Origin of the sequence: Reinekea sp. G2M2-21 (assembly GCF_015687175.1) — a bacterium.
GTDB lineage: Bacteria > Pseudomonadota > Gammaproteobacteria > Pseudomonadales > Natronospirillaceae > Reinekea.
The window spans coordinates 34,550-57,070 of the sequence record NZ_JADPQG010000002.1 but is presented as its reverse complement, the minus strand read 5'-3'; the positions used below and the strand labels follow the sequence as shown (position 1 = coordinate 57,070).

Sequence of the window (22,521 nt, the reverse complement as noted above, 5' to 3'; positions counted from 1 at the left end):
GCTTATAAAAAACGAGCCAACCACCTCGGCGTGGTTGGCGGTTTGGGTCTGGAGAATGTGAGTAGGGGTTTAATGTGCGGCGACTTGTGTTGGTGATGTGCCTGATGTCTGTTGTTTGGGCACACGACGAACATTTTTCTGCGTTTGTTGTGTCTTCACCACTAAATGTTTTGAACCCTGGCTATGGCGTTGAATTGGCGGGTACACTGGGCCAGAGGACGGTTTTTGCTGCCGGTATGGATTTAACAGAACCCGGTGCTGAATCGCAGCGCGCCTATCGAATCCGCTTAGATAGTCGCCTGATTTACAGCTCCGAATTGAACACTCAGTGGTATCCGACCGCGAGTGTGCAATGGCAACTACCCAATAACAGACTGACCGCTTGGCTGGGAGTTGGTTTTCAACGCAATCTATTAGAACCTCTGAGTTTGGTGGCAGAAACTCAATGGCAACCAGGCAGTGCTGATTTTCAGCTGAGATTTGGACTGCGTTTCTGGTTAATGCGTTTTCAATCGTTGGATGCGCGAGTCAAAACGGCAGACCCATTGGGCGCTGTTTATGTGCCCGGTCAACGACCAATCACCTCCTTAGTCAACCAACCCGTTGTATTAGACAACACATCTTTCGCCGGAGCAGAAGAATCTCGCTCAGGTCAAATTCCATTAGTGAGTCCGCGAGCTGACTCGTCGACGAAACAAAAGATTGCGGAAACCCATGACACCCGCTCTGCAGCGGTAATTGAAGAGTCGCCTGAGATGTCTATGGGCAGTAAAAAGACAGCACAGATGTTAGCACCAGGTTGGTATTTGCATCTGGGATTGTTTACCTTAGAAACCTCAGTGCAGCAGATGTCGTCAGATTTACGGTTACGCGACTATCAATCGCAATTAGTGACTTGGTACGATGCCACCAAACAGGGGTATCGGGTCTTACTCGGACCATGGTTACCCATTGAAGCTCAAGAGGTCTCTGGTCTGCTGAAATCTCAGGGGCTGGATAATTTTTTATACAACGCTGATGCGCCCTGAGAAGGGTATTATTCAAAAAAATCAGAACCGGTCCTTAATTCCGGGCAATTTTAATAAATTGGCCTGAGTTGGAATGCATTAGGAATCCGCCGGTAAATAAGAAGCGGAATTGGAGAGCAATATGAGACCATGGTTAAAATGGTTTATCGCCATTGACACGGCAATCGTCGCAATATTTCTAGCGGTCGTTTTTACACCTGTTGGTGAGCAACGCCCCGCGATAGAACAGATTGGTGATGTTGCGCGAGGACAAACGCTCCTGAATACCGCCGGTTGTTTTGCCTGTCATACAGATACCACGGAAGATGCCGCGTTGGCCTTCGCTGGCGGTCCCAGGTTGGACACTCCGTTCGGTGACTTTTACGCGCCCAATATCACCGCCAGCAAGACGGCGGGTATCGGCAATTGGTCGTTAGCTGAGTTTGAGGCAGCGTTGCGTCAGGGGCGTAATCGACAAGGGCAGTCCTACTACCCGGCATTTCCGTTCTTAAGTTATCGAAGTCTTTCAGATCAGGATGTCGCTGATCTTTTTGCAGCTTTACAAAAAACTACAGCGGTTGATCAGCCAGCACCGTCTCATCAACTCGCCTTTCCCTATAATATTCGCTTGGGTTTAAAGCCCTGGCGTTGGTTATTTGCGTCGACTCAGTCATTGAATATTGATCAATCAACAGCAATCGGGCGAGGACGATATTTGGTGGATGTCGTCGGTCATTGCGGCGAGTGCCATAACCCACGAAATTCCTTGGGCGCTTTTATTGCCCCCTATCTAGGCGGAAGCCGTGATATACCGGGCGGGTTAAGCGCTCCCTCTATCGTCGGTGCCGCGCTGGAACGCATGGACTGGACCGAAGAGGACCTGGTGTATTTTCTGGCCGATGGTATGTTGCCGGATGGTGATTTCGTCGGCGGGTCCATGGTGGAAGTGATCGAACACGGCACCAGTCGCATGCCGGAATCTGACCGTCGGGCCATCGCTGAATACCTGTTTTCCTTGCGTTAGCCATTTCGTGGAACCCGGTCCGCTTTCTTTTTTCGAAGCCAGACTGGGCGCCTCCTATAGCTTTGAAAACGTGAACTGCGTCTAAATAATTGACATCCCCAATGGGAATAGCTCTCAACCAGCCGACGCGATTCCATCAATACACTATAGTGTGATCACGTGAATATTTAGGTGTCTGAATGACTCGGTTCGGTATTGTCATTTTGTTAAATTGCATGTTGGCCTTTCGGGTTGATGCGGCTGACGTACGTATTGTGGGCAGCGAAATATCGACAAGCGCGTTCTACTTCGAAGGCGCAAAGGCAAAAGGCGAGATAGGCGATAGTTTTCAATGTGTGCTGCAAAAAGCTGACTATCAATACTTCGTGGATGTCGTCCCGTTCGCCCGTGCTGTGGCGATGATTGACCAAGAAAACAGTGACGTAATCTTTCCTCTCGTCGAGTCCCCAGCTCGCAGTGACTGGGCGCTTGCCAGTGATGCTGTCGCCGTCATTGAGCCCGCCTTTGTGACCAAAGATCCTATGTTGGATGACGTCCGTAAACTGAAGGGCAGGACAGTTGCAACGGTTCAGGGCTCGGTTTTTCATGAAATTCTGCTGTCCGTCGGCGCCTCTGTTTCGCCGGTTAACCGCTACAATCAGGGGATTCTCATGGTGGAGAATGAACGCGTTGATGCCGCGCTGTTACCCAGACTGATGTTAGTCCAAGACGAACAGACTTCCTTTGACACCCTAAATATTGTTACTTTGCCAGACGTCCGCCTTGTGTTCTATGTATCCCAAAACGCACCTGAGAAGCTGAGTATACTGGCGAACCTGAACGAAGCTATTCAACACTGCAAAACGGTAAATTAGACATAGCTGTTAAGTGGTTAATAAGTAGGCTGGCCTAGTCAATTTTGACAAGAATGCGAAACTCAGGCCCAATAGGTCGCATCAAGATCTGAGTAAATACTATGACGTTAAAAGAACTAATGGCTGCTGTGTATCAGCACCCTGAATCCCTTATGTTTGCCGATGTCCTCTCTGCCATCGATTCTGAATTTGACTTTACCCCTTCTGCATTTGTTAACGGTGAATTGCGCAATAGTGAAACCGAAAATCAGGGCTCCTGTAAGGTACTTTGTTTTGCCCATAAAGCAGGCATGTCGGAAGGGCACACCCTCGCTTTATTTGGCGAACATTACCGAGACGTGCTGGCCGACCCAAATGGTACTGACCATGCCAATATCCGTCAGTTTATGGCCCGCGGTTGGATGGGGGTCAGCTTTGCAAAGCCGCCGTTGAAGAAAAAGTAGTTTCGGTGTCTTCGATAGAAACGCACAGACTAAGTATGGTTTGACGCAAAGCGGATTCATTGTGATGAGGCGTTACGAAAAAACGTTAGTTGAGTAGTCTTAACGAAAACGGCGACACCATCTGCTGCTATCGCCGATCAAATGTTCAGAAGAAGGTTTGACTTAACCTTCACTCAGCGTCATATAAACTAACGTTTGGTTCAGCAATTGATACGCGACTTCTCCAAAGGTGATCGGCCCTGTAATGTGACCGGTCTTCTTGCCTTCCAATTCAGAGTAAAGAAAATTCAGAATACAGTTGCACGAAAAGGCAATGTTGTTGGTGTCGTTTTTCTTCACTTCGTTTTCAAAATCGTGCATATAATCCGCGACTGGTTCTGCGAAGTGATACGTCACACCTTCAAACACTGGCGCATACAGATCGACTCGTCCTGCCGCAGCGTCGACATTCTGAATACTGACGTTCACTTTAATTCCGGAATAGTCAGCGACCAACGGTAAGCGTGTGTCGATGTTATTTTCCTGAATATACTGCGCGAGATTGCCAGCCTGACCATTTATTGAACAGGTGCCTGCCGTGAAGCCGGTGGTTGGAAACTCAATCGCAGGACCTTTGCCTTCTTCAAACAGATTGATGATATTGACGTTGGCCACCTGTGTATCCGGTAGCGGAACGTGCAGTGCAACCGCTTGCTGATCCATGAGCATGCTGCCACCAGGACCGAAACCGACTTTCGCATGCGCTTCATCTTCCAGATGGTACCCAGAAATCCAACCGACAATCGGCGTGAAAAACATGTTAGGGAACTCAGGCGCGTTTTGCGCATAGTTCAGATGCACATCCGAAGAGGCCGGCATAATCAATAACGTAAAGCCATGGGCGGGCGCGTCTTTGGCGATGCGTGATATCGAATTATTGTCGTATATGGTGATCCGCGGCGGGTTATTCGTCTGCACCCCTTTGATCGAGTGAACAAAAATTTCGTCTCGGCTGACCTTACCACCCTTATCATCCATAAAATAAGGAATGGTACCGCCTATCCAATTGCCTGCAGGCAACTGAGACAGAACTGCTTCATCAGCTGCAATTGCCAAGTATTCACCGGCCTGGATCTTTGCTTTCACGGTATTCAGGTCGAGCATTTCGCTATCAATGGAGATGACTTGTTTGTTTGACATAAAAAATCCTGATTATTGGGCTGCAGCGAGACTGTTAATGACTTTTATTTCATCGGTCATGGCACGAGCATTCTGACTGAAGAAATTACGCAATTGTTCAATGCTTCCTTCATCGTGGTTACGCCGATAGGTGCTTTTCAGGCGCGACAATAAAAGGCGGTAATTGATCTTGTCGGTATTGAGCAGTTGATCATCCAGCAACAGCTTTTTCCAGATGTCATGACTGACAGGTGGTAGCTGAACACTGCTGGTTTTCTGCGTCTCAAGCATTTCCGTGAGAATCTTGAGTTCTGGGATCAGGGTTCTTGCGTTGTGTTTGAAAAACAATTGGATATTACGGATCACCTCAATACGCTCAGCTTCTTTGGTCGCGGCCATGTAAGCACGTCGCTGCTGTGCGATACTGAATTTCAATGGCATGCTTTGTGTGCTTAATTCGAACTCACCGGTTAACAGCTGATGCCATAAAACATTTTTGGTTCCAGGCAGGACTAACTTGGTTTTACTGCTGGTGTTATTGCGAGGGCTGGCACTCTCCCGAGCGCCAATTTGCTCGTATTCATGCGTTAATTGATGCGCGTGACGAATAAAAAAGTTTCGCAACTCGGAGACGGACTTTTGCATTATATCCGGGCTCTCCATGTTTTTTGAAACATCCAATTTCAATCGCGAAAGCAATAATTTTAACGGCAATAAACGAGTCGACATCTTGATTTGGTCGGTTAGCACACCGCGCCAGACCGGGTTAGACTCTAATGGTAGCAGGCCAACATTGCGTTTCTGTTGTTCTTCGGTTTCGATCTCTCGAATTTCCGCATCTACAATTTCATGTGAAATACCCAACAACCCGCTGATCATATCGGTATTCAGGTTTCTGGAATAAGCGATGCGAATAGTGTCGGCAAGTTCTCGGGTAATAGTTTTATTCTCAGAGCCCAAAAATGCTGGAGGGCGATCGCTGGAGATCTCGGCCAATTCTTCAAGTGACATACTGGCTTGGATGAACGTATTGAAATGTCCGAAGCGGATATGTTGCCAGCGGCGAGTTACCTGTTGACCTTTTTTACTGGCAGGTAAAAACGAAAAGCGTCCCTTTTCGGATTGTTTTTCCAGTGAAATGGTTATCGATTCAGCGTCGGCGGCCAGTTCTATGTCTTTGACGATCCAGGGAGAATAGAGGCCGAGTATTTGCGCTAAATCTTGGGTTTTTAAACTGTCCATTGCTTCTTACCTACAACCTGACGAAACGGATTGGCGATCACACCCGCGTCCGCGCGGGCCCTTCACCAGAAACAGTAACTATTTGTAAGCCAATTTTCTATAGACGCGAATCAATTCAGAGCTCATCAAATTGGTTAGTCAGCGTAAGTATTGACTGAATTCTGTATCCAGCAAATATTAATTTTAATTTTATAGATGTGCGTCACAAAAAATATCGGATTTGATTCTCAGATTTTAGAACCGTGAACCAGCTGAAAAATTCGTTAGATACACGTCACAGAATTTTTGCGATGAACAACGAAGATTAAGTCAGCCAATCACCGATGTTGGTTATAATTTTTAGTGATAGTCTGCGTTAAAAAAGTAATTAATATTTTTAAAACGGTACAAACTGTTTTTTATTCTGAATAAAAATGTAGCGCACCGAATTGGCGCATTTTTATTCCGGTAAATTCAAAATTGAACAGATAGAGCATTTTTATTGGCAGAACAGTCGAGCGACGCATTGGAGATCGGGTTAACAAGCAAGAGAAAATGCAGTAACCAAAATGCATTATAACGATATCAGAAACGTAATTTTCATGACGTACGGTATCATTTTTTTTTGGTGTAATCAGAGGGCTGAATGTTGAATCCGAGTAGCATCGATACCGCGATGGAATCTCTTTCCAAACTTGGGCAAATTGAGTTTGTTCCCGCAGGCGGCATTTTATTTCGTGAAGGTGGTGCGCACCGAGGTGTATTTCTTGTGCTGGACGGTACCGTTGAAACGTTTATGGTCGATGATGAATTACAAACCTATACAGTTCTGCATCAGTATTGTGCTGGTCAGTTAGTCGGCTTCAATATGGCATCGGTTGTTGGTTCTCAGGTGTCCATTCGGGCACGAACCGATTGCAAAGTGTGTCTTTTATCTTCTGACATTCAACAAACTCTGGCCAGCGGTACACATACAGAGTCACCCTCCTATATCCTATTGTTGCAACATTCGTTGGTTTCGATAAATCACAATCCGGCACGCTCCTTTAATGAACAGCAACAAAGCAGTCCGGTTGTTGATGCGATTGTGAAGCGGTCCGTCATTGCACAGAACAGCTTGCTGAGTTGGCCAGAAGACCGGATTGATCTGTTAATTGCAGATATTGCCGACGCAGTTAATCGTCAGGCATGGGAACTCGCCGATGCCGCGATCGCTGAAACGGGCATGGGGGTGGTTGCACATCGAGTGCAAAAAATTCTGTTGGGAACCATGGAAGTCGCGGCTTCTTTACAAGGGCAGCCGGGGTCTGGCGCTTTAGCGATTGAGTCTCCGAATGTAGATACTATAACGGTGCCAATGGGTGTGATTCTCGGTCTGATTCCTGTCACCAATCCGGTTGAAACTTTAGTATTTAAAGTGCTGATTGCATTGAAATCGCGTAACGCAATTGTACTGAGCTGTCACCGCAAAGCCCGTCAAGTTAGTTTACGCACCGTTAAAATTATTCGGGAAGTTTTGGCTAAACATGAGGCCAGCCCAGATCTCGTACAGACCCCCGATCTACCACCAAAACGTGAGTTGACGAATCTGTTGATGTCGCACCCAGACATCAGTTTCATTCTCGCCACTGGTGGCACAAATATGGTTCGCAGCGCTTACCGGTCTGGAACACCAAGCATCGGAGTCGGCAAGGGCAACGCGCCGGTGTGGGTTTGTCACGATGCGCACTTGCAGCAGGTTGCCGAACACATTGTCACCAGTAAGGCTTTTGATAATGGGGTCGTTTGCGGTTCGGAGAACAACTTGATTGTCGATCATGACATCGAACAACCGTTTATCTCGGCACTGGTTGATGCTGGCGCTGCCGTCTTGAATGCCAAAGAAACGTTGCGACTGCTCAACGTGGCCTTTGCTGATGGCCATCTGGATGAGCAATGGTTGGGCAAGAGCGCGCAGGCTATTTGTCAGGCGGCTGGTATTAGTCGATCATCGACGATCGAATTAATCGTGGTTCCGCAGTCCACTCAACAACTGGATTCAGCCTTGTTCCGAGAAAAGTTAGCCCCGATTGTTTCCATGGTCACCGTGCGTGGCGAGCAACAGGCGCTATCGGTGACGCGTGCAGTGCTGTCGAATGAGGGTAGAGGTCACACCGCTATTATTCATACCCATGATCAACGAAGGATCGAAGCATTTGCACAGGCTGCCGACGTTTGCCGGGTGTTGGTGAATTCGCCTGGCACTCAAGGGTGCATCGGCGCTTGCAATGGGCTGGCGCTATCGTGGACGTTAGGCTGCGGCACCGCCGGCGGCAGTTCCACCAGTGACAACGTTACTTATCGCCATCTGCAGAATACCAAGCGTATTGCCCACGCTACTCCAGCGGTTACTCATGCGGAAAAAGACGTCCGTAAGCTGGCGTAATCGTCTATAGTCTTCCTTGACGCCCGGCCATAGTCGGGCTGTTGTACGAAAAGGAGCTAAGATGATTTTTCGGCAATTATTTGATTTAACCTCATCTACCTATACCTACTTACTGGCCTGTTCACGTACCCGTGAGGCGATTTTGATCGATCCCGTATTTGAGCAGGTGCAACGCGACATTGCGCTGGTTCAGGAGTTGGGTCTCAAACTGCAACTGGTCCTGGATACTCACTGTCACGCGGACCACGTGACAGCCGCGTGGTTATTGAAGCAAAAAACCGGATGTGCCATCGCCAGTGCCAAAGCTATCGGGGCCAGTGATGTCGACCGCAGTTTACAGGAGGATGATGTCATTGCCTTCGGCGATGAAAGCCTGACCGTATTGGCAACACCCGGTCACACCGATGGTTGTCTGACCTACGTGACCGCCGACCAATCCATGGCGTTCACCGGCGACGCCCTGTTGATTCGTGGTTGTGGTCGTTGCGATTTCCAGCAGGGCAGCGCGAAAACCCTTTTTCATTCGCTGACCACGAAATTACTCACACTGCCGGATCAATGCGCTATATATCCTGGGCACGATTACAGCGGACGTACACAAACCACGGTTGCGGAAGAAAAAGCATTCAACGCGCGAGTGGGCGGTAGTGCGTCTGAACAGGACTTTGTTGGCTATATGGACAATATGCAGCTTCCGCATCCAAAATTGATGGATCATGCCGTACCCGCCAACCTGAAAAGTGGTAAGCCCGCCGATGGCGAAGTGAAAACTGAGCCCGACTGGGCACCAATACATTACACTTTTTCAGGGGTCCCGGAAGTGGACGCCGAGTGGGTAATCAGTCATCGCGATCAGGTACATGTGCTGGACGTTCGTGAAACCAATGAGTTGGAATCGCCGGTTGATCGTCTGACAGACACCCAGGTCATCCCATTGGGTCAATTACGAGGTGCCACGGAATCCGTTCCGCAAGACAAGCCTGTGGTCTGTTTGTGCCGGTCGGGCCGGCGTTCCGCCATGGCCGTCGCCATTCTGCAGAAAGCTGGCTTTGATCGCGTAGCCAATATCAGTGGCGGCATGCTGCGCTGGCAGGAACTGCAGTAGTGCTATTTACTGTACTAGTGAACGAGGAGTACCAGGCTAGGAGTTATCCATGAATGTTGAGCAGCTGTTAATCGCTGAGATTGATTTTTTGTGTCGTTACCCTGGGGGCTTTGAACATCCCGATCTCGTAGAACTGGGTAAAAAGCATAAGATGTCCAAGATGATCGAGATGACACAAGCCGCCTTTGCTCGCGATCAGTTTGATAATCTCGATGCGGTAATCGAAAACTGGATTCGTATCGTCAGTCGCAGCTCGATGGTGTCTGTCTTTGAAAAGCCGACCTTTAAAACTTGTTTGCAGTCGCTCTCTTCAAAACAAAAACAGTCGCTGATATCAGGGCTGTATGCGCAATTACATGGCGATGAAGAGGCGGGTTTTAATCAAATTCTTGAGGTACTGGCGTACCACAAAGTCGCGAAGTGGCCGCTGCTGACGATTATTCCGGCCTACTATGCACCGACTGATGCAGTATTTATTAAACCGACAACTGTGAAAGGCGTGATCGCCAAATACGAACTGTCTGACCTGCATTATACCCCAAGGCCAAATTGGTCGTTTTATCTGGGGTATAAACAGGCCATTCACGAATTGAAGGCGAAGGTTGACGCCCAGTTGTCCAGCAGCAATGCGGCATTTTCAGGCTTTTTGATGATGACCTTGTAAATCCACTTGCCCCGAAATTCATGACCAAAGGCAGTAAAGGCTATTTTAGGTCTTATGGCAGGTTTACCTTTGCTGTTGTGAACGGTATATGTATATCCCTCGTTCGAATCACTGATAGGAAGTAACTATGTTGATCAGCAATCTGGAGTTAGTCCCCGGCAAGAAAATCCTCAAGCACTTGGGTTTGGTCCAGGGCAGTACGGTAAGGGCCAAACATGTTGGTCGTGACATCATGGCTGGGCTGAAAAACGTCTTTGGTGGGGAGCTTAAGGGTTACACAGAATTGCTTGAAGATTCGCGAACAGAAGCGATCGAGCGGATGCAGAAACAAGCCGAAGCGATTGGAGGCAACGCCATTATCAATGTGCGATTTTCTACCTCGTCCGTTGCGCAGGGCGCGTCTGAGATTTTTGTCTATGGAACCGCGGTTGTCGTGGAGTAAGCCATGGAAAACTTTATTGGTCTAATCAGTTTTCTGGTTTTGATGATTGCGGGCTATCTATTCGGCTCGTACGCCGAGCGCAAACACTACAAGTCGATCCTGCAGCGCGAAGAACAGTATCGTAACGTGGTATTAATGGCATTGCGCTTGCCGCGCGTCAGTCACGTAGAACACACTCAGTTAGTCAGCGGCAGTGTGGTCATTTCTGTCGATTACTTCAAACGTTTTCTGGCGTCGTTGCGAATGTTGGTTGGCGGGCGTCTGAACAGTTATGAGAGCCTGTTGGACCGAGCCAGGCGCGAAGCGATATTGCGCATGCAGAAACAGGCCAGTGACATGAATGCCAGCAGCGTCTACAACATCAAGTTTGAAACCAGCTCGATATCCAAAGGGCAAAAAGACCGTGTGGGCAGTATCGAAGTGTTGGCTTATGGCACGGCGATTGTCGGCAAATGACAGACGATCAGGAACCCATGCCATCGCAGAACCCGGTTATCCCGGAAGGGATAAACGCCGTACGCGAGAACCCGTTTAAAGAGTTGTTATTACTGACGACCGGTATTGCGGTGGCGTTGGTTATTGTCAGCCTCGTATTGTGGCAATCTCTGAGCTGGGGAGCGAAATTTATCCCTCTGTCTTGGGAGATGCGCATTTCCGATTCTATTGCACAGCAATTTGAGGACACATCCGAACAATCCATGATGTTACAAGCGCGGTTGGATCACATCCTCCAGGCTATGGAATATGATGGCAAAGTGCCCTTACAGGTTCACTATGTGGATGATGATTTGGTTAATGCATTTGCGACCATTGGCGGTCACATATTCGTGTTCCGTGGGTTAATGGATATCCTTCAGACGGATATTGGCTTGGATATGGTGTTGGCCCATGAAGCGGCGCATATTCTGAACCGTGACCCGATTCAGTCGTTGGCGGGTGCTGTGGGTGTGCAATTGGTGGTGGCACTGATTACCGGCAATGGTGACTTTGGTCAGATGAATGGCATAATCGATATGGGCAATCAATTGATGTTTCTGACTTACAGTCGCGAACAGGAGAGGGTCGCCGATGCTATGGCGTTGGATGCGTTGGCCTCGCTTTATGATGACTTAACCGGAGCGGATGAATTGTTTGTTTGGTTTGCTCAGGATGATAACGATGCACCGGAGTTCTTATCCAGTCATCCGTTGCCGGATGCGCGTATTGAGGCTATTCGTAACCGCTTAAGCCAGTGAAAAACCGGAGTGGCGAAGCCACTCCCTAGCCAGTCTTTTCGTTTCATCCTTTGTCTTTCGGCGCTCAGCAGATTTTGCCGTTTCATGTACGCCACCTTTTTTCATGATGGGATGAAACGCATGGCCGTTTCGTTTTTTCTGTTTCGTTTTCATGATTTTTCTCTTCTTTTGCCTGGTGTAAATTTCGAGAGACGACTGACAGGCTCCGGGGTCGTTCTTCGTGTTAATTGTGGCGGGCTACGCAACCCATTTATAGAAAGCGACTTCTTTGTGAGCTTTCAATCGACGTTTTGCTCGACGATCGCTGGCTAAAAACCGCGGGATCGTTTCCGTCAGTTCGAAACAAAATTTCTTAGGCAAGCTACTGTAGAGTGACTTGGGTGGCTTGCGGAAGCCAATTGATTTCAACATCGCACCCGTCTCATAGGTATGATAAAAAATATTTTCCATACCTAATTCTTTTTTACAGAACCACAGCGCCGTCCAAAGCAGCGCTTCTTGCCACTGAGCAAATACCATCGAGTTAAAACCCCGCAAGCCATCTCGTACCGAAGCCGTGTTGAATAATCGGCCCCGGTATCTGAATTGAGCCTCCCGCTCTTTCCATGCCTGTTCCGCACGTCCATGCAGCGTCTTAATCCAGCGGACGAAATCGGACTGTACTTCTTCAATCAAGACCTCATTAGTCGTGAAATCCAAGTCCAGCCGAACCCATCCCAATGTGCAGGCGCGTTCGGTGTTGATCGGGTGGCCACAATCAAAACATTCATTGGCATCCATCGATAACGCACGTTGTAGTGAACGATTCCATTGGTTGCTCAGGTTAACCTGCAGGACGAGGTTCGTTCCCGGCCGCGAGGTCTGGTCTGAAAAACCATACCCGTTTCGTCCTTGTCCCCATTTCCCTAAGGTGATGACCAGGGGTTCGCATTGAGTCGACCAAACTTGCTCCAACATATCCGTTGAAATGTCCTGAGCCTTAGCCGTTAGCTGTTTCAGTATCGGCTTACTCAGTAGTTTCGCCAATGGTGATGTTTTAATGCTCCGCACCGGTACTGTGCCGCCGCGATTCATCAACCAGTGATGCAGCACAAAAACGGCATAGCAATCTTCATAGAAGTTAACAATCCATTTTTTCTGATCCAGGCAGGCCAGTATGTCGGCTAATTGTTCCTGTTCCATATTCACTCATCCTTATCCTTTAATACACATCACTTGTTTCAGTGTGTGCACGATGTCAACCAGGTCAGTCTGGTTGGCCATCACCTGATCAATGTCCTTATAAGCCGCCGGAATTTCATCAATGACGCCTGTATCTTTACGGCACTCAACCCCTTTAGTTTGTGCTTCCAGATCGGCGCGACGAAAGACTTGTCTGGCCGACGTTCGGCTCATTACCCGCCCAGCTCCGTGTGAACAGGAGCAGAAAGACTCTGCTTCACCCTTACCGCGAACGATAAAAGATTTTGCACCCATACTGCCGGGTATAATGCCGAGTCGATCCTTTTCTGCATTGATTGCGCCTTTACGCGTAACCAGAACATCGGCACCAAAGTGATGCTCAAGACTGACATAGTTGTGATGGCAATTGATGGCGTGTTGTTGAATGCTGAACTCTGGCAAAAAAGGCGCCATTGCCCGGAGCGTCAACTTCATCATTTCCTCACGGTTTAAGCGGGCATATTCCTGTGCGAAATTAAGCGCTGCCCAGTAATCCAAATAACCATCACTTCCTTCACTAAAGTACGCCAGATCACGATCCGGCAAATTGTGCAGATGGCGATGCATGTCTTTTTTAGCTAAGGCGATAAAGTGTCGACCAATCGCATTACCAAGACCACGACTGCCACTGTGCAACATGACCCAAACTTGCTTTTGTTCATCGATACACAACTCGATGAAATGATTGCCGCTGCCCAATGTTGCCATCTGCTTGGCCCAAAGCGTTTGCGGATGCTTCATCATTTTCAGTAGTGCCGGGTGCTTTGCAAACAAAGTGTCTACTTGCGGCTGCAAGCGCTTGCACACCGATTCACGAATCGACACCGTTTTATGTGCACGTTGACCGACGGGAATCGCCCTTTCAATCGCCAAGCGCAGAGTCTTTAATTGGTCGGGCAACTGTGCCGATGTTAAAGACAAACATACAGCCATCATGCCGCAACCAATATCGACACCGACGGCGGCAGGGATGATGGCGTTCTTCGTTGGGATTACGGCGCCGACCGTTGCACCGATGCCGCGATGTACATCCGGCATGGCCGCAATATGCGAATGTATGATCGGCAGCTGAGCTATATTTTTCAGCTGCGTCATCGCACCATGGTCTATGTCCCGGGTGAAAATTTTCACCGGTTTGAAACCATTCGGCTCATTCTTATTAAGTTCTATTTTAATTGGCATAAAAAATCCTGTGACATTTAAAATGTCATTAATCATTTGCCAATCGAGTTTGAAGTCTGGTTTTTTAGGTATAAAAAAACCCTAACAGATTTCTCGGCTAGGGTTTTTCCTAACTCGAAAGGCGTATGGTTTGCCTTCCGAGTGATAAGTTCTCAAAAGGCGATTCAGTTCAATGTGGTCTGTGAATAAAACATATGTTGAGAACTCCTGTGTGTACCTATCGATGTTGATAGGTGGTTAATCTTTGCGCGGCAGTTTATGCGCCTGAAAAATTATGTCAACCGTATTTTGAATTTTAATTATTTATTTTTTTTCGAAGCTGGGTCAGAGTTGCCCTAGGGCAACTCTGAATAATTGCTATCTACCTCAGCGGGTGAAGAAATGCGCAAAATTCGAGGCAAGTTCTGCAGGCAATATTCATTATCTTGGCAAAGGACTTAACAACGAAATTTGCCATTTCAGCCCCGCCCTCCGGGTCCTTCAGATCGATGACTGAGCTTTGTTGTGTGTTTTGAAAAGGACTCGCCATTCCCTGCAACACACGCCTCGCTCATCCTTCGATCTGATAGGACTGAGGTGATTCGTATTAATCAGAGTTGCCCTAGAATTTTGTCGAGTGAATTTGCGAATGTCATCTTATCGCGTTGGTTTAAGGTTGCAGGTCCTCCCGACTGAATGCCGGAGGATCTCAGGGTTTCCATAAAATCGCGCATATTCAGTCGCTGGCCAATGTTCTCTTTCGTCCAACGCTCTCCCCGAGGATTCATGGCCAAGCAGTTTTTAGCAATGACTTCTGCAGCTAACGGAATGTCCTGCGTAATAACCAAATCGCCTTCCTGTGCTCGGTTAACGATTTCATTGTCCGCAACATCGAAACCTTGAGCGACTTGGACCATTGAAAGGTAAGGTGACTTGGGCAGGTTTAAACTGTGGTTGGCGATGAATGTCGTTGTGAGCTGCTTGCGCAGTGCCGCTCGAATAATGATGTCTCGTATCGCTACCGGACATGCATCTGCGTCAACCCAAATTTTCATGGTTCCTACCTTTCATTCAGTAAATATTTTGTTGCGGAAGACTCGAATGTGACCAACTTCAATCAGCGGAAAAGGAAAGTGTCAATTACAATGCCGCCTTCAAAGTCTCCCTGGCCTACAACCTTGTTTCGTTGTGCTTAGTCATAATCTGTTTCAACGGCCGTGCCGTAGATCCTCGCGTGGCGTTGTGCATTAATCGAAAGTGCCATTATACTCAGTTGCTGTTGACAGGTACAAAAGGAATACCCTTATGTCTTTTCAAGGTAAGTTTGTTCCATGCGTTGCAGTGCTTTCATTGTTACTGCTGGTCAGTCGCGGTTGGGCCGCTCCTGAATTTACACCCGCGTTTGAGTCGCTTAACTTTAAGCAGCCGGTGCAGATAACGTATGCGCCGGGTGACGACAGTCAACTATTCGTCGTGGAGCAGGGCGGGACAATTAAGGTCTTTGATGCCGAGCCGGACGTAAAAAAGAGCCGGGAATTTTTCGATGTTCGTAAACACAGCTCCAACCTCTTTTTAAGCGGTGGGGAGCAAGGGTTGCTGGGATTAGCCTTTGATCCTAATTTTGCCGAAAACGGATACTTTTATCTGAACTACACCGCAAACGGGCCAAGACGGACAGTCATTTCCAAGTTTCAACTGACATCAGATTCGTCCGGTCAATATCAATTTGGTGGTGAGAAGATTCTGTTGGAAATCAATCAGGATTACTCGAATCATAACGGCGGAATGATCACGTTCGGACCGGATGGTTATTTGTATGTAGGCATGGGCGATGGTGGCAGTGGAGGTGACCCCAACCATCGAGCTCAGGACGGTCAGTCACTGCTGGGAAAAATGTTACGTATCACCCGTACCGGTGACATTCCTGCCGACAATCCCTTTGTCGAGGTCTCGGATATACGAGATGAAATATGGGCATTGGGGTTGCGTAACCCATGGCGCTTCAGCTTTGACCGAAAAACCGGGGCACTATGGGCCGGTGACGTTGGGCAAAATGCGGTAGAAGAAGTGGACGTTATTGTTAAAGGTGGCAACTATGGCTGGCGCTGGTATGAAGGAAGTCAGGCGTTTAAGCCGGACGTACAAAGTGAAAATGCCACTGTGATACCCCCGGTATTTGAGTATGGTCGGGATCAGGGGCAGTCCATCACCGGTGGTTATGTCTATCGTGGAGATGAGTTCCCAACGTTGCAGGGGCTCTACTTTTTTGCGGATTTCGTCTCCGGGCGAGTATGGGCGTTGCCAACGGATGGAGGTGATGTGTTGATAGTGCCGTCATTGCCGAATCCGTCAGGGTTTGGCGAAGACGCTAATGGCGAACTTTATGCCCTGAGTTACACAGGTAAGGTCTATAAGTTGGTTGACCGTTAGGACCTGTCCCGCTACTTTAGCGCGATAGTTTTTTCTAGGGCACCTGCTTTGCCGCAGTCATTACGATTTAGAGGGTATTGGCTCAGCCTGTTCAGTTGGCTGATGCTGACCTTTGCTACTCCTCTAGCCAACGCCGTCGCTGAAAGCGATGTTGGCTGGTTGCGGCTGTGTTCGACACAGGGTGCCAAGTGGGTACAGGTAGGTAGTGCCCCTCAGCATACCAACGATTCTGCCTGTGTCTGTTTGTCGTACGGATTGCCCTATCAAATCAACTCGGATCTGAACACTGCACAACCAGGCAATAGCCTGGTGTCTGTTGCTTATCAGTCCGTTTTGGTTATTTCTCCGTCCTCAGCCAATCAACCTCGATCTCCACCACTGGTTTAGAGTCTGTAAACGCTTGGGTAGCAAAGACACAGAGGTGTCGTACACCCAGTGTTCAGGCATCCGATCTGAATAAACCAATAAAATTATTAACTGGAGAGGCATCCAATGTTACGTACAACAGCGCTCGCGCTATGCGTGGGCTTATTTAGCTTATTTCACCCGGCCTTTGCGACCGAAAGCGGAGATATTCACATTTCCAACAGTTGGACGCGAGCCAGTGCACCCGGGGCGCCCAGTGCTGGGTTCATGCTCGTGACTAACAACGGCGATATCGATGATACGTTGTTGTCGGTAAGCGGCGATTTCGCCAAACGGCTGGAACTGCATAACACCACACAGGTCGATGGTGTGATGAAGATGATCCATCAGCAAAACGGTGTGGTCATCCCTGCGCACGGTTCGGTGCTGTTCAAGCCGGGCAGCTTTCACATGATGTTTATGGGGTTGTCGAAGAATTTCGTCGAGGGCGAACGCTATACGGTTATTTTAACGTTTGCGCAAGCGGGTGATATTGAAGTTGAATTGCCAGTACAGGCGATGATGATGGAATCGATGTCGAATTAAGCGAGAGTCCGGGTTCGCCGATCAGATCGGTGGACCCGGAATATCCAGTAACTTGTAACTGGTATGACGTAATCGCGCGGATATGGTTTCAGATATTTTCCACAGTACTTTGAACGCGATGTGCGGCTCCTCCTCTGACATTCGCATCAGCTGGCGCTTTGTGGTAATCACGAACTTGGTGGATGCCAGTGCCTCGGCTAGGCCTGATCGCGGCGAGCCATCTATCAATGACAGTTCTCCAAAGGTTTGTGATTCGCGCAGCACCGCTAGGGGCTTTACCTGATTGTCACTGCCGGTTTTACTGATGCGGATACTACCGGTCACGATTAAGCCCATGTAATCGGCTTTGGAGCCCTCGTAAAAAATGACCTGACCGCGTTGCGCTTCGTAGGCTGTAAAATACCGTCCGAGTATCGACACCTCTTCCCAGGTAAAGTCATTTGCCCAATTCGTTTTGTCTATTAGCTCAGCGACCGATTGAGCAGAATAAGTAATGGGTTTTATTTTATCCATTGAGACCTTAGCGAAACAACGTCGGTGGAAGCCAGATTATGACAAGGTTAAGTTAAGCATTGTACTGGTTTTGGAGCAAACGCGGGTGATGAAGTCAGCAAAACTGTCGACTGGTCGATCTCTTAAGCCATAGCAAGTGACCTTAAGCCAAGTATTTGCCGTGTTTTCCGTCTTAGCATCTTGGTTATTCGTCAACGATTTGGCTTCGTCAACGGTTAATTGACCAGTGCCATGATCACTTCATATTCCTGTTGGGTGACCGGAGACACGCTGAGCCGAGAGCTTTTCACCAGCTTCATATCGGCCAGAACCGGTTCACTTTTTATCTGTTTTAATGACAGTGGCTGTTTGAATTTGGTTTTAAAGGTGACGTCCACCCGACTCCAACGAATATTGTCGGGCGTACTTTTTTCATCGTAGTATTTTGATGACGAATCCAGCGCAGCCGCATCCGGATAAGCAGACTTCTGCACCACTGCCAGTCCGGCAATGGCCGGAACGTCGCACGCGGAATGATAGATAAATGCCAGATCCCCCTTCTGCATTTCCCGTAAAAAATTACGGGCCTGATAGTTCCGGATACCATCCCAAGGCTCACCCGCTTTACCTCGGGCTTTAAGATCGTCTATCGAAAATTCATTGGGTTCGGTCTTAAGTAACCATATTGATGGGCTCATGGGCCTGATTTCCTCCTAAACTCCGATTCAGCTCAACGAAAGATGTATTAGTGAATTTAAATACAAACAAAATTTGAACTCGATCACAGAATTACGCTATAAAACACCACAAAATTAATTTACACACGCCGAGTGACGTTGGGTTGCCAATATCCCTCGGGAGTAGTCACCATCATAAAACAACTAAAAATCGAAAATAACAATGATAAAGAAACGCAGCAAACCCGACATTATCGTCATGTTAGCGTTGATTCTGGGTCTTGGAATTACTCTTTCTGGTATGTCTCGCAGCGAGAGTCGACAGCCCCTGAGTCAGGCTGAAATGCAAGCCTCCGGGATTCTTTTCAGTCAATCGCGATAGTTCGAAAAACCCAGCGGGGTAGTGCGTTGCCCCGCTGGGTTGTTCCCATCTGGCTCGTTCAGAATTGCGACCTTTGATGTTTATGTTTGATAAAAATGCCGATCTGAAACAATCGCATCTAAACGGATATCCCAGCGTTCCAGCGGGATAGCATCTACCTTCTGACACTCATGAGCCACACCCAGCAATTTCGGCCGTTTTGGCCATCGAGCAGCGTGAGCAAAGGTGCGGTCATAGAAACCACCTCCCATACCTAGCCGATTACCCTGGGCGTCGAATCCCACTAAAGGTAGTAATACGATGTCTAACTGCCATGGTCGAACCGGAGCGCCGTCCAGTGGTTCGTCAATGCCAAAGCGGTTTGGGTATAGCAGGCTTTGTTCATCAAAACGCGCAAACCATAGGGTGGGTTTCAGCTTATGAAGTACTGGTAGGTAGATTTCAATTCGGTGATGCCAGCAATAATCCATCAACGGCAACAGGTCTAACTCTCCATCCATCGCGAGATAGGCAGCCACACGGCGGACTTTTTGTTTTGACAGGGCAGGGCGCAGAGTCGCTACCAATTGTTCGGCCGCTGTTTGCTGTTGATAGGGTGATAACGCTCGCCTGGCGTTGCGCAGTTGTTTACGGAGGGTGACTTTGGAACCAGCCTGGGTCATACAAAAGTTCTGCTCTGGGGGTCAGAGGGTATCGTGCACGAAAAACAAAGGTCAGGAAAGATCAGATGAAACAGGAAGACCCCAGACTACCGCTGTCACGGAAGACCTTGAACCAAACAGTTCAAGGCGGTGACCCCCGCAATGAATTAGGCTTCCTGCAAAGCAGACATGCTCACATCACTAACTAGGCGCCACCTAAATTCGTAAAATAGGCTCGAGGACTTTTCGCAACTGGCGAGTAGCCCAGGGTTGAAGTTGATTATAAGGAAAATTAGTTAAAAGACAGTCTTGACATTCAGGTTTCGTAAAAAGAATTCCGACCTTTTACACGAAAAGACCAAACGCAAAAATCCCTTGAAATTCAACGATCTATCACCGCTCTTTAATATGCACAATCGATTTAAAAATGCTCAGCGCGACGCCTCAAAATGACCTATGCAATCGGGTGCGCGTTGGATCCGAGGTAATCAATCAAGACGCTCCCTGAACTTGCGAGAAGGCTTTCAGAAACAAGTCGACTTTGGGGTCGGTTTTCCCGGTGTTCCGGGTGACGATGACGTGATCGACGCTGTAATAGCGCCGATCCGGTTGCAACAGGCGAACTTCACCCCGATCCAGAAAACCCTGTATGTAACTGAGTGGGAAAAACCCCAGGTATTTACCCGAAAGAATCAGCGGAGTCCGCGTATCGAACTGGTAAGCGCGGGCCGCCAGATTCATGGTACGGAACTGCTCTATGCCGCTCAGATTCACGTCTACGCCTGGGTGCACGGTTTGGCTGCCCAGAATGTCGGTGTCATCAATAAGGCTATCGTCCCGGTCAAACAACGGGTGCCGTTGCCCGACACACAGGTAGTAGGGTTCGGTGTAGCACTGTTGATAATTAAGGCCATCGATGTGGCGGTACTCAGGGATGATGCCAATCTGAGCCTCACCTTTGAGAATGGCCCGCTCGATATTGGGGATGGTGTCCGCGTTGATCGCGGGCTGCAAATTTGGTGCGTTGTCCTGTAAGTAAGCAATAACTTCAGCTAGTCTGAGTTGACGGGTCAAGGCGACTTGGTCGGAGCAGAGGATAGCAATTTCGCCATCCAACTCGTTATCGAGGTTTTGGACCAACAAAGCAAAGTCATTTAACGACTGAAACAAGACTAACAGGCCTTCATAAACTGTACGGCCTTCTTCGGTCAGGGAAAACCCGCCTCGACCGCGACTGGCGAGCTTGAGCTGCATACGGCTTTCAAGATTGGACATATGCACGCTGATGGTTGAGCGGGTAATGTTCAACACCGACTCTGCCGCAGCAAACCCGCCACATTCCACAACGACTTTGAAGATTCGCAATAAACGCAAGTCGTATTCGGAAACGGGGCGGGGGATCAGCGCGTGCTTTGTCGTCATGGTTTGCCTTAAGTTTTATGAGCATCAAACATTAGTTTGAAAGTTTTATATTTAACAGCTTTTACGAATGCATTCAAATACAACCACAACGAACCTTATGGAGGGCTTCAGTATGACCATACATCCCAAGTTGATGGCGGACACATCCTATGTCGGTGGGCAATGGCTAACGGGCGCAAAGACCTTTGCTGTGACCAATCCGGCAACAGGGGACGTGTTGGCGCATGTTGCCGACGCCGATGTTGCTGTTGCCCAACAGGCAGTTCAAGCAGCCAAAGATGCGTTTCCGGCCTGGCGCGCCAAAACCGCCAGTGAGCGGTCAGCTATTTTGCGCAAATGGTTCAACCTGATGATGGAATACCAGCATGAGCTGGGTGTCATCATGACGCTTGAGCAAGGTAAACCTCTGGCTGAAGCTAAAGGCGAAGTTGGCTATGGTGCTTCGTTTGTGGAGTGGTTTGCTGAAGAAGGTAAACGCATTTACGGCGATACCATTCCCGCGCCTTCAAATGACAAACGACTGCTGGTGATAAAACAGCCAGTGGGTGTTGTCGCTTCTATCACGCCTTGGAATTTCCCCAACTCGATGATTACCCGTAAAGCCGCGCCCGCGTTGGCAGCAGGATGTACCTTTGTCATCCGCCCTAGTGAATTAACGCCACTATCGGCACTGGCGTTAGCCAAACTGGCGGAAATGGCCGGAATCCCCGAGGGGGTGTTTAACGTCGTGGTGGGCACCGATGCAAAAGGAATCGGCAAGGTATTTACGGAAAGCCCGGACGTTGCCAAATTCTCCTTTACCGGTTCGACTGCCGTTGGCAAACAACTGATCGCGCAATCGGCCAGTACGGTTAAAAAAGTATCGATGGAACTGGGTGGCAATGCTCCATTTATCGTGTTTGATGATGCCGACCTCGACGCGGCGGTTACTGGTGCGCTAGCGTCGAAATATCGTAATGCTGGGCAGACCTGTGTGTGCGCGAATCGCATTCTGGTGCAGGAATCGGTACACGATGCCTTTGTGGAAAAGTTCGTTAAAGCGGTGAATGACATGCGGGTCGGCAATGGCATGAGCGAAGGCGTCGCGATTGGTCCTTTAATTCATGAAAAAGCGATGCAGGATATTCATCAACGCGTTGAAGATTCTGTGGCTGCGGGCGCGAAGGTGGCCTTGGGTGGCCATGGGCATGCGTTGGGTGGTTCGTTCTACACGCCGACGGTGTTAACGCAGGTCACCAATGACATGCCGATTTCTGCGATCGAGATCTTTGGTCCGGTAGCACCGGTGATTAAGTTCTCCACCGAAGCCGAGGCCATTGCCATCGCCAACGACACCGAGTTTGGTCTGGCCGCTTATTTCTATTCGCGTGATATAGGCCGTATCTGGCGGGTATCGGAAGGGCTGGACTACGGCATGGTCGGTATCAATGAAGGCATTATTTCCAACGCTGCAGCTCCCTTTGGTGGCATGAAGTCGTCCGGTTTAGGGCGGGAAGGATCGAAATACGGTATCGATGAGTACATCGAAATTAAATATTTGTGCATGGGCGGCTTAAACGCTTAATT

At 48.7% G+C, this 22,521-nt stretch carries 24 protein-coding genes and 1 other RNA gene; 14 read left to right on the top strand and 11 right to left on the bottom strand.

What is annotated here, in order from left to right:
- Positions 1–104 precede the first annotated feature (104 nt).
- The 4 genes from IYN85_RS09080 to IYN85_RS09065 all read left to right on the top strand — a co-directional run bounded on the left by IYN85_RS09080 (position 105) and on the right by IYN85_RS09065 (position 3,328).
- Positions 105–1,028: an SPOR domain-containing protein gene (locus tag IYN85_RS09080; protein ID WP_196158584.1), complete on the top strand. Its 924-nt coding sequence runs from the start codon at positions 105–107 to the stop codon at positions 1,026–1,028.
- Positions 1,029–1,149: 121 nt separating this feature from the next.
- Positions 1,150–2,031: a cytochrome c gene (locus IYN85_RS09075; RefSeq protein ID WP_196158583.1), complete on the top strand. Its 882-nt coding sequence runs from the start codon at positions 1,150–1,152 to the stop codon at positions 2,029–2,031.
- A gap of 179 nt (positions 2,032–2,210) precedes the next feature.
- On the top strand, positions 2,211–2,885 hold the full coding sequence (locus IYN85_RS09070) for a transporter substrate-binding domain-containing protein (protein WP_196158582.1): 675 nt from the start codon (positions 2,211–2,213) through the stop codon (positions 2,883–2,885).
- 101 nt (positions 2,886–2,986) lie between these two features.
- Positions 2,987–3,328 (top strand): HopJ type III effector protein, encoded by a 342-nt coding sequence (locus tag IYN85_RS09065; RefSeq protein WP_196158581.1) that lies wholly within the window; start codon positions 2,987–2,989, stop codon positions 3,326–3,328.
- A 162-nt stretch (positions 3,329–3,490) separates the two neighbouring features.
- Here IYN85_RS09065 and IYN85_RS09060 read toward each other — a convergent pair whose 3' ends face one another.
- Together IYN85_RS09060 and IYN85_RS09055 are read right to left on the bottom strand one after the other, a co-directional pair.
- Positions 3,491–4,507, bottom strand: a complete 1,017-nt coding sequence (locus IYN85_RS09060) for a hypothetical protein (protein ID WP_196158580.1) — start codon at positions 4,505–4,507, stop codon at positions 3,491–3,493.
- A 12-nt stretch (positions 4,508–4,519) separates the two neighbouring features.
- On the bottom strand, positions 4,520–5,728 hold the full coding sequence (locus IYN85_RS09055; protein WP_196158579.1) for a hypothetical protein: 1,209 nt from the start codon (positions 5,726–5,728) through the stop codon (positions 4,520–4,522).
- Between the two features lie 625 nt (positions 5,729–6,353).
- Here IYN85_RS09055 and IYN85_RS09050 point away from each other — a divergent pair.
- The 6 genes from IYN85_RS09050 (at position 6,354) to IYN85_RS09025 (ending at position 11,578) form a co-directional block, all read left to right on the top strand.
- Complete coding sequence (locus IYN85_RS09050) at positions 6,354–8,132, top strand: aldehyde dehydrogenase family protein (protein ID WP_196158578.1); 1,779 nt, start codon at positions 6,354–6,356, stop codon at positions 8,130–8,132.
- A gap of 61 nt (positions 8,133–8,193) precedes the next feature.
- Entirely contained in the window at positions 8,194–9,237 is a 1,044-nt protein-coding gene (locus IYN85_RS09045; protein WP_196158577.1) for an MBL fold metallo-hydrolase, read from the top strand.
- 49 nt (positions 9,238–9,286) lie between these two features.
- Positions 9,287–9,901 carry a hypothetical protein gene (locus tag IYN85_RS09040; RefSeq protein ID WP_196158576.1) on the top strand — a complete coding sequence of 205 codons (615 nt, stop codon included), beginning with the start codon at positions 9,287–9,289 and terminating at the stop codon, positions 9,899–9,901.
- Between the two features lie 127 nt (positions 9,902–10,028).
- Complete coding sequence (locus IYN85_RS09035; protein ID WP_196158575.1) at positions 10,029–10,343, top strand: YbjQ family protein; 315 nt, start codon at positions 10,029–10,031, stop codon at positions 10,341–10,343.
- Positions 10,344–10,346: 3 nt separating this feature from the next.
- A complete protein-coding gene (locus IYN85_RS09030) occupies positions 10,347–10,799 on the top strand; it encodes a YbjQ family protein (protein WP_196158574.1) in 453 nt (150 codons plus the stop codon).
- On the top strand, positions 10,796–11,578 hold the full coding sequence (locus IYN85_RS09025) for a M48 family metallopeptidase (protein ID WP_196158573.1): 783 nt from the start codon (positions 10,796–10,798) through the stop codon (positions 11,576–11,578). The genes IYN85_RS09030 and IYN85_RS09025 overlap by 4 nt, the downstream gene beginning before the upstream one ends.
- On the opposite strand, the gene IYN85_RS09020 is transcribed toward IYN85_RS09025, so the two are convergent.
- The 4 genes from IYN85_RS09020 to IYN85_RS09005 all read right to left on the bottom strand — a co-directional run bounded on the left by IYN85_RS09020 (position 11,567) and on the right by IYN85_RS09005 (position 15,015).
- On the bottom strand, positions 11,567–11,731 hold the full coding sequence (locus tag IYN85_RS09020; RefSeq protein ID WP_196158572.1) for a hypothetical protein: 165 nt from the start codon (positions 11,729–11,731) through the stop codon (positions 11,567–11,569). The genes IYN85_RS09025 and IYN85_RS09020 overlap by 12 nt on opposite strands.
- An 84-nt stretch (positions 11,732–11,815) precedes the next feature.
- Positions 11,816–12,760 (bottom strand): hypothetical protein, encoded by a 945-nt coding sequence (locus IYN85_RS09015; RefSeq protein ID WP_196158571.1) that lies wholly within the window; start codon positions 12,758–12,760, stop codon positions 11,816–11,818.
- 12 nt (positions 12,761–12,772) lie between these two features.
- Positions 12,773–13,981, bottom strand: a complete 1,209-nt coding sequence (locus IYN85_RS09010; protein WP_196158570.1) for an RtcB family protein — start codon at positions 13,979–13,981, stop codon at positions 12,773–12,775.
- 590 nt (positions 13,982–14,571) lie between these two features.
- Positions 14,572–15,015: a YaiI/YqxD family protein gene (locus tag IYN85_RS09005; RefSeq protein WP_196158569.1), complete on the bottom strand. Its 444-nt coding sequence runs from the start codon at positions 15,013–15,015 to the stop codon at positions 14,572–14,574.
- Between the two features lie 250 nt (positions 15,016–15,265).
- Between IYN85_RS09005 and IYN85_RS09000 the strand changes: the two genes are divergently transcribed.
- The 3 genes from IYN85_RS09000 to IYN85_RS08990 all read left to right on the top strand — a co-directional run bounded on the left by IYN85_RS09000 (position 15,266) and on the right by IYN85_RS08990 (position 17,341).
- The gene (locus IYN85_RS09000; RefSeq protein ID WP_196158568.1) at positions 15,266–16,390 is read left to right on the top strand and encodes a sorbosone dehydrogenase family protein; all 1,125 of its coding nucleotides are present in this window, start codon (positions 15,266–15,268) and stop codon (positions 16,388–16,390) included.
- Positions 16,391–16,438: 48 nt separating this feature from the next.
- Positions 16,439–16,777 (top strand): hypothetical protein, encoded by a 339-nt coding sequence (locus IYN85_RS08995; RefSeq protein ID WP_196158567.1) that lies wholly within the window; start codon positions 16,439–16,441, stop codon positions 16,775–16,777.
- 105 nt (positions 16,778–16,882) lie between these two features.
- Positions 16,883–17,341 carry a copper chaperone PCu(A)C gene (locus IYN85_RS08990; protein WP_196158566.1) on the top strand — a complete coding sequence of 153 codons (459 nt, stop codon included), beginning with the start codon at positions 16,883–16,885 and terminating at the stop codon, positions 17,339–17,341.
- A 21-nt stretch (positions 17,342–17,362) separates the two neighbouring features.
- Here IYN85_RS08990 and IYN85_RS08985 read toward each other — a convergent pair whose 3' ends face one another.
- The 5 genes from IYN85_RS08985 to IYN85_RS08965 form a co-directional block, all read right to left on the bottom strand.
- Positions 17,363–17,854: a Crp/Fnr family transcriptional regulator gene (locus IYN85_RS08985; protein ID WP_196158565.1), complete on the bottom strand. Its 492-nt coding sequence runs from the start codon at positions 17,852–17,854 to the stop codon at positions 17,363–17,365.
- A gap of 215 nt (positions 17,855–18,069) precedes the next feature.
- Positions 18,070–18,531, bottom strand: a complete 462-nt coding sequence (locus IYN85_RS08980; RefSeq protein ID WP_196158564.1) for an EVE domain-containing protein — start codon at positions 18,529–18,531, stop codon at positions 18,070–18,072.
- A gap of 441 nt (positions 18,532–18,972) precedes the next feature.
- Positions 18,973–19,554 carry a 5-formyltetrahydrofolate cyclo-ligase gene (locus tag IYN85_RS08975; protein ID WP_196158563.1) on the bottom strand — a complete coding sequence of 194 codons (582 nt, stop codon included), beginning with the start codon at positions 19,552–19,554 and terminating at the stop codon, positions 18,973–18,975.
- A gap of 74 nt (positions 19,555–19,628) precedes the next feature.
- Positions 19,629–19,807: non-coding RNA, 6S RNA (gene ssrS, locus IYN85_RS08970), on the bottom strand.
- 218 nt (positions 19,808–20,025) lie between these two features.
- On the bottom strand, positions 20,026–20,955 hold the full coding sequence (locus IYN85_RS08965; protein ID WP_196158562.1) for a LysR family transcriptional regulator: 930 nt from the start codon (positions 20,953–20,955) through the stop codon (positions 20,026–20,028).
- Between the two features lie 112 nt (positions 20,956–21,067).
- On the opposite strand from IYN85_RS08965, the gene IYN85_RS08960 reads away from it, so the two are divergent.
- Positions 21,068–22,519, top strand: coding sequence for an NAD-dependent succinate-semialdehyde dehydrogenase (locus IYN85_RS08960; protein WP_230390653.1), 1,452 nt, complete (start codon positions 21,068–21,070; stop codon positions 22,517–22,519).
- The last annotated feature ends 2 nt before the right edge of the window (positions 22,520–22,521 follow it).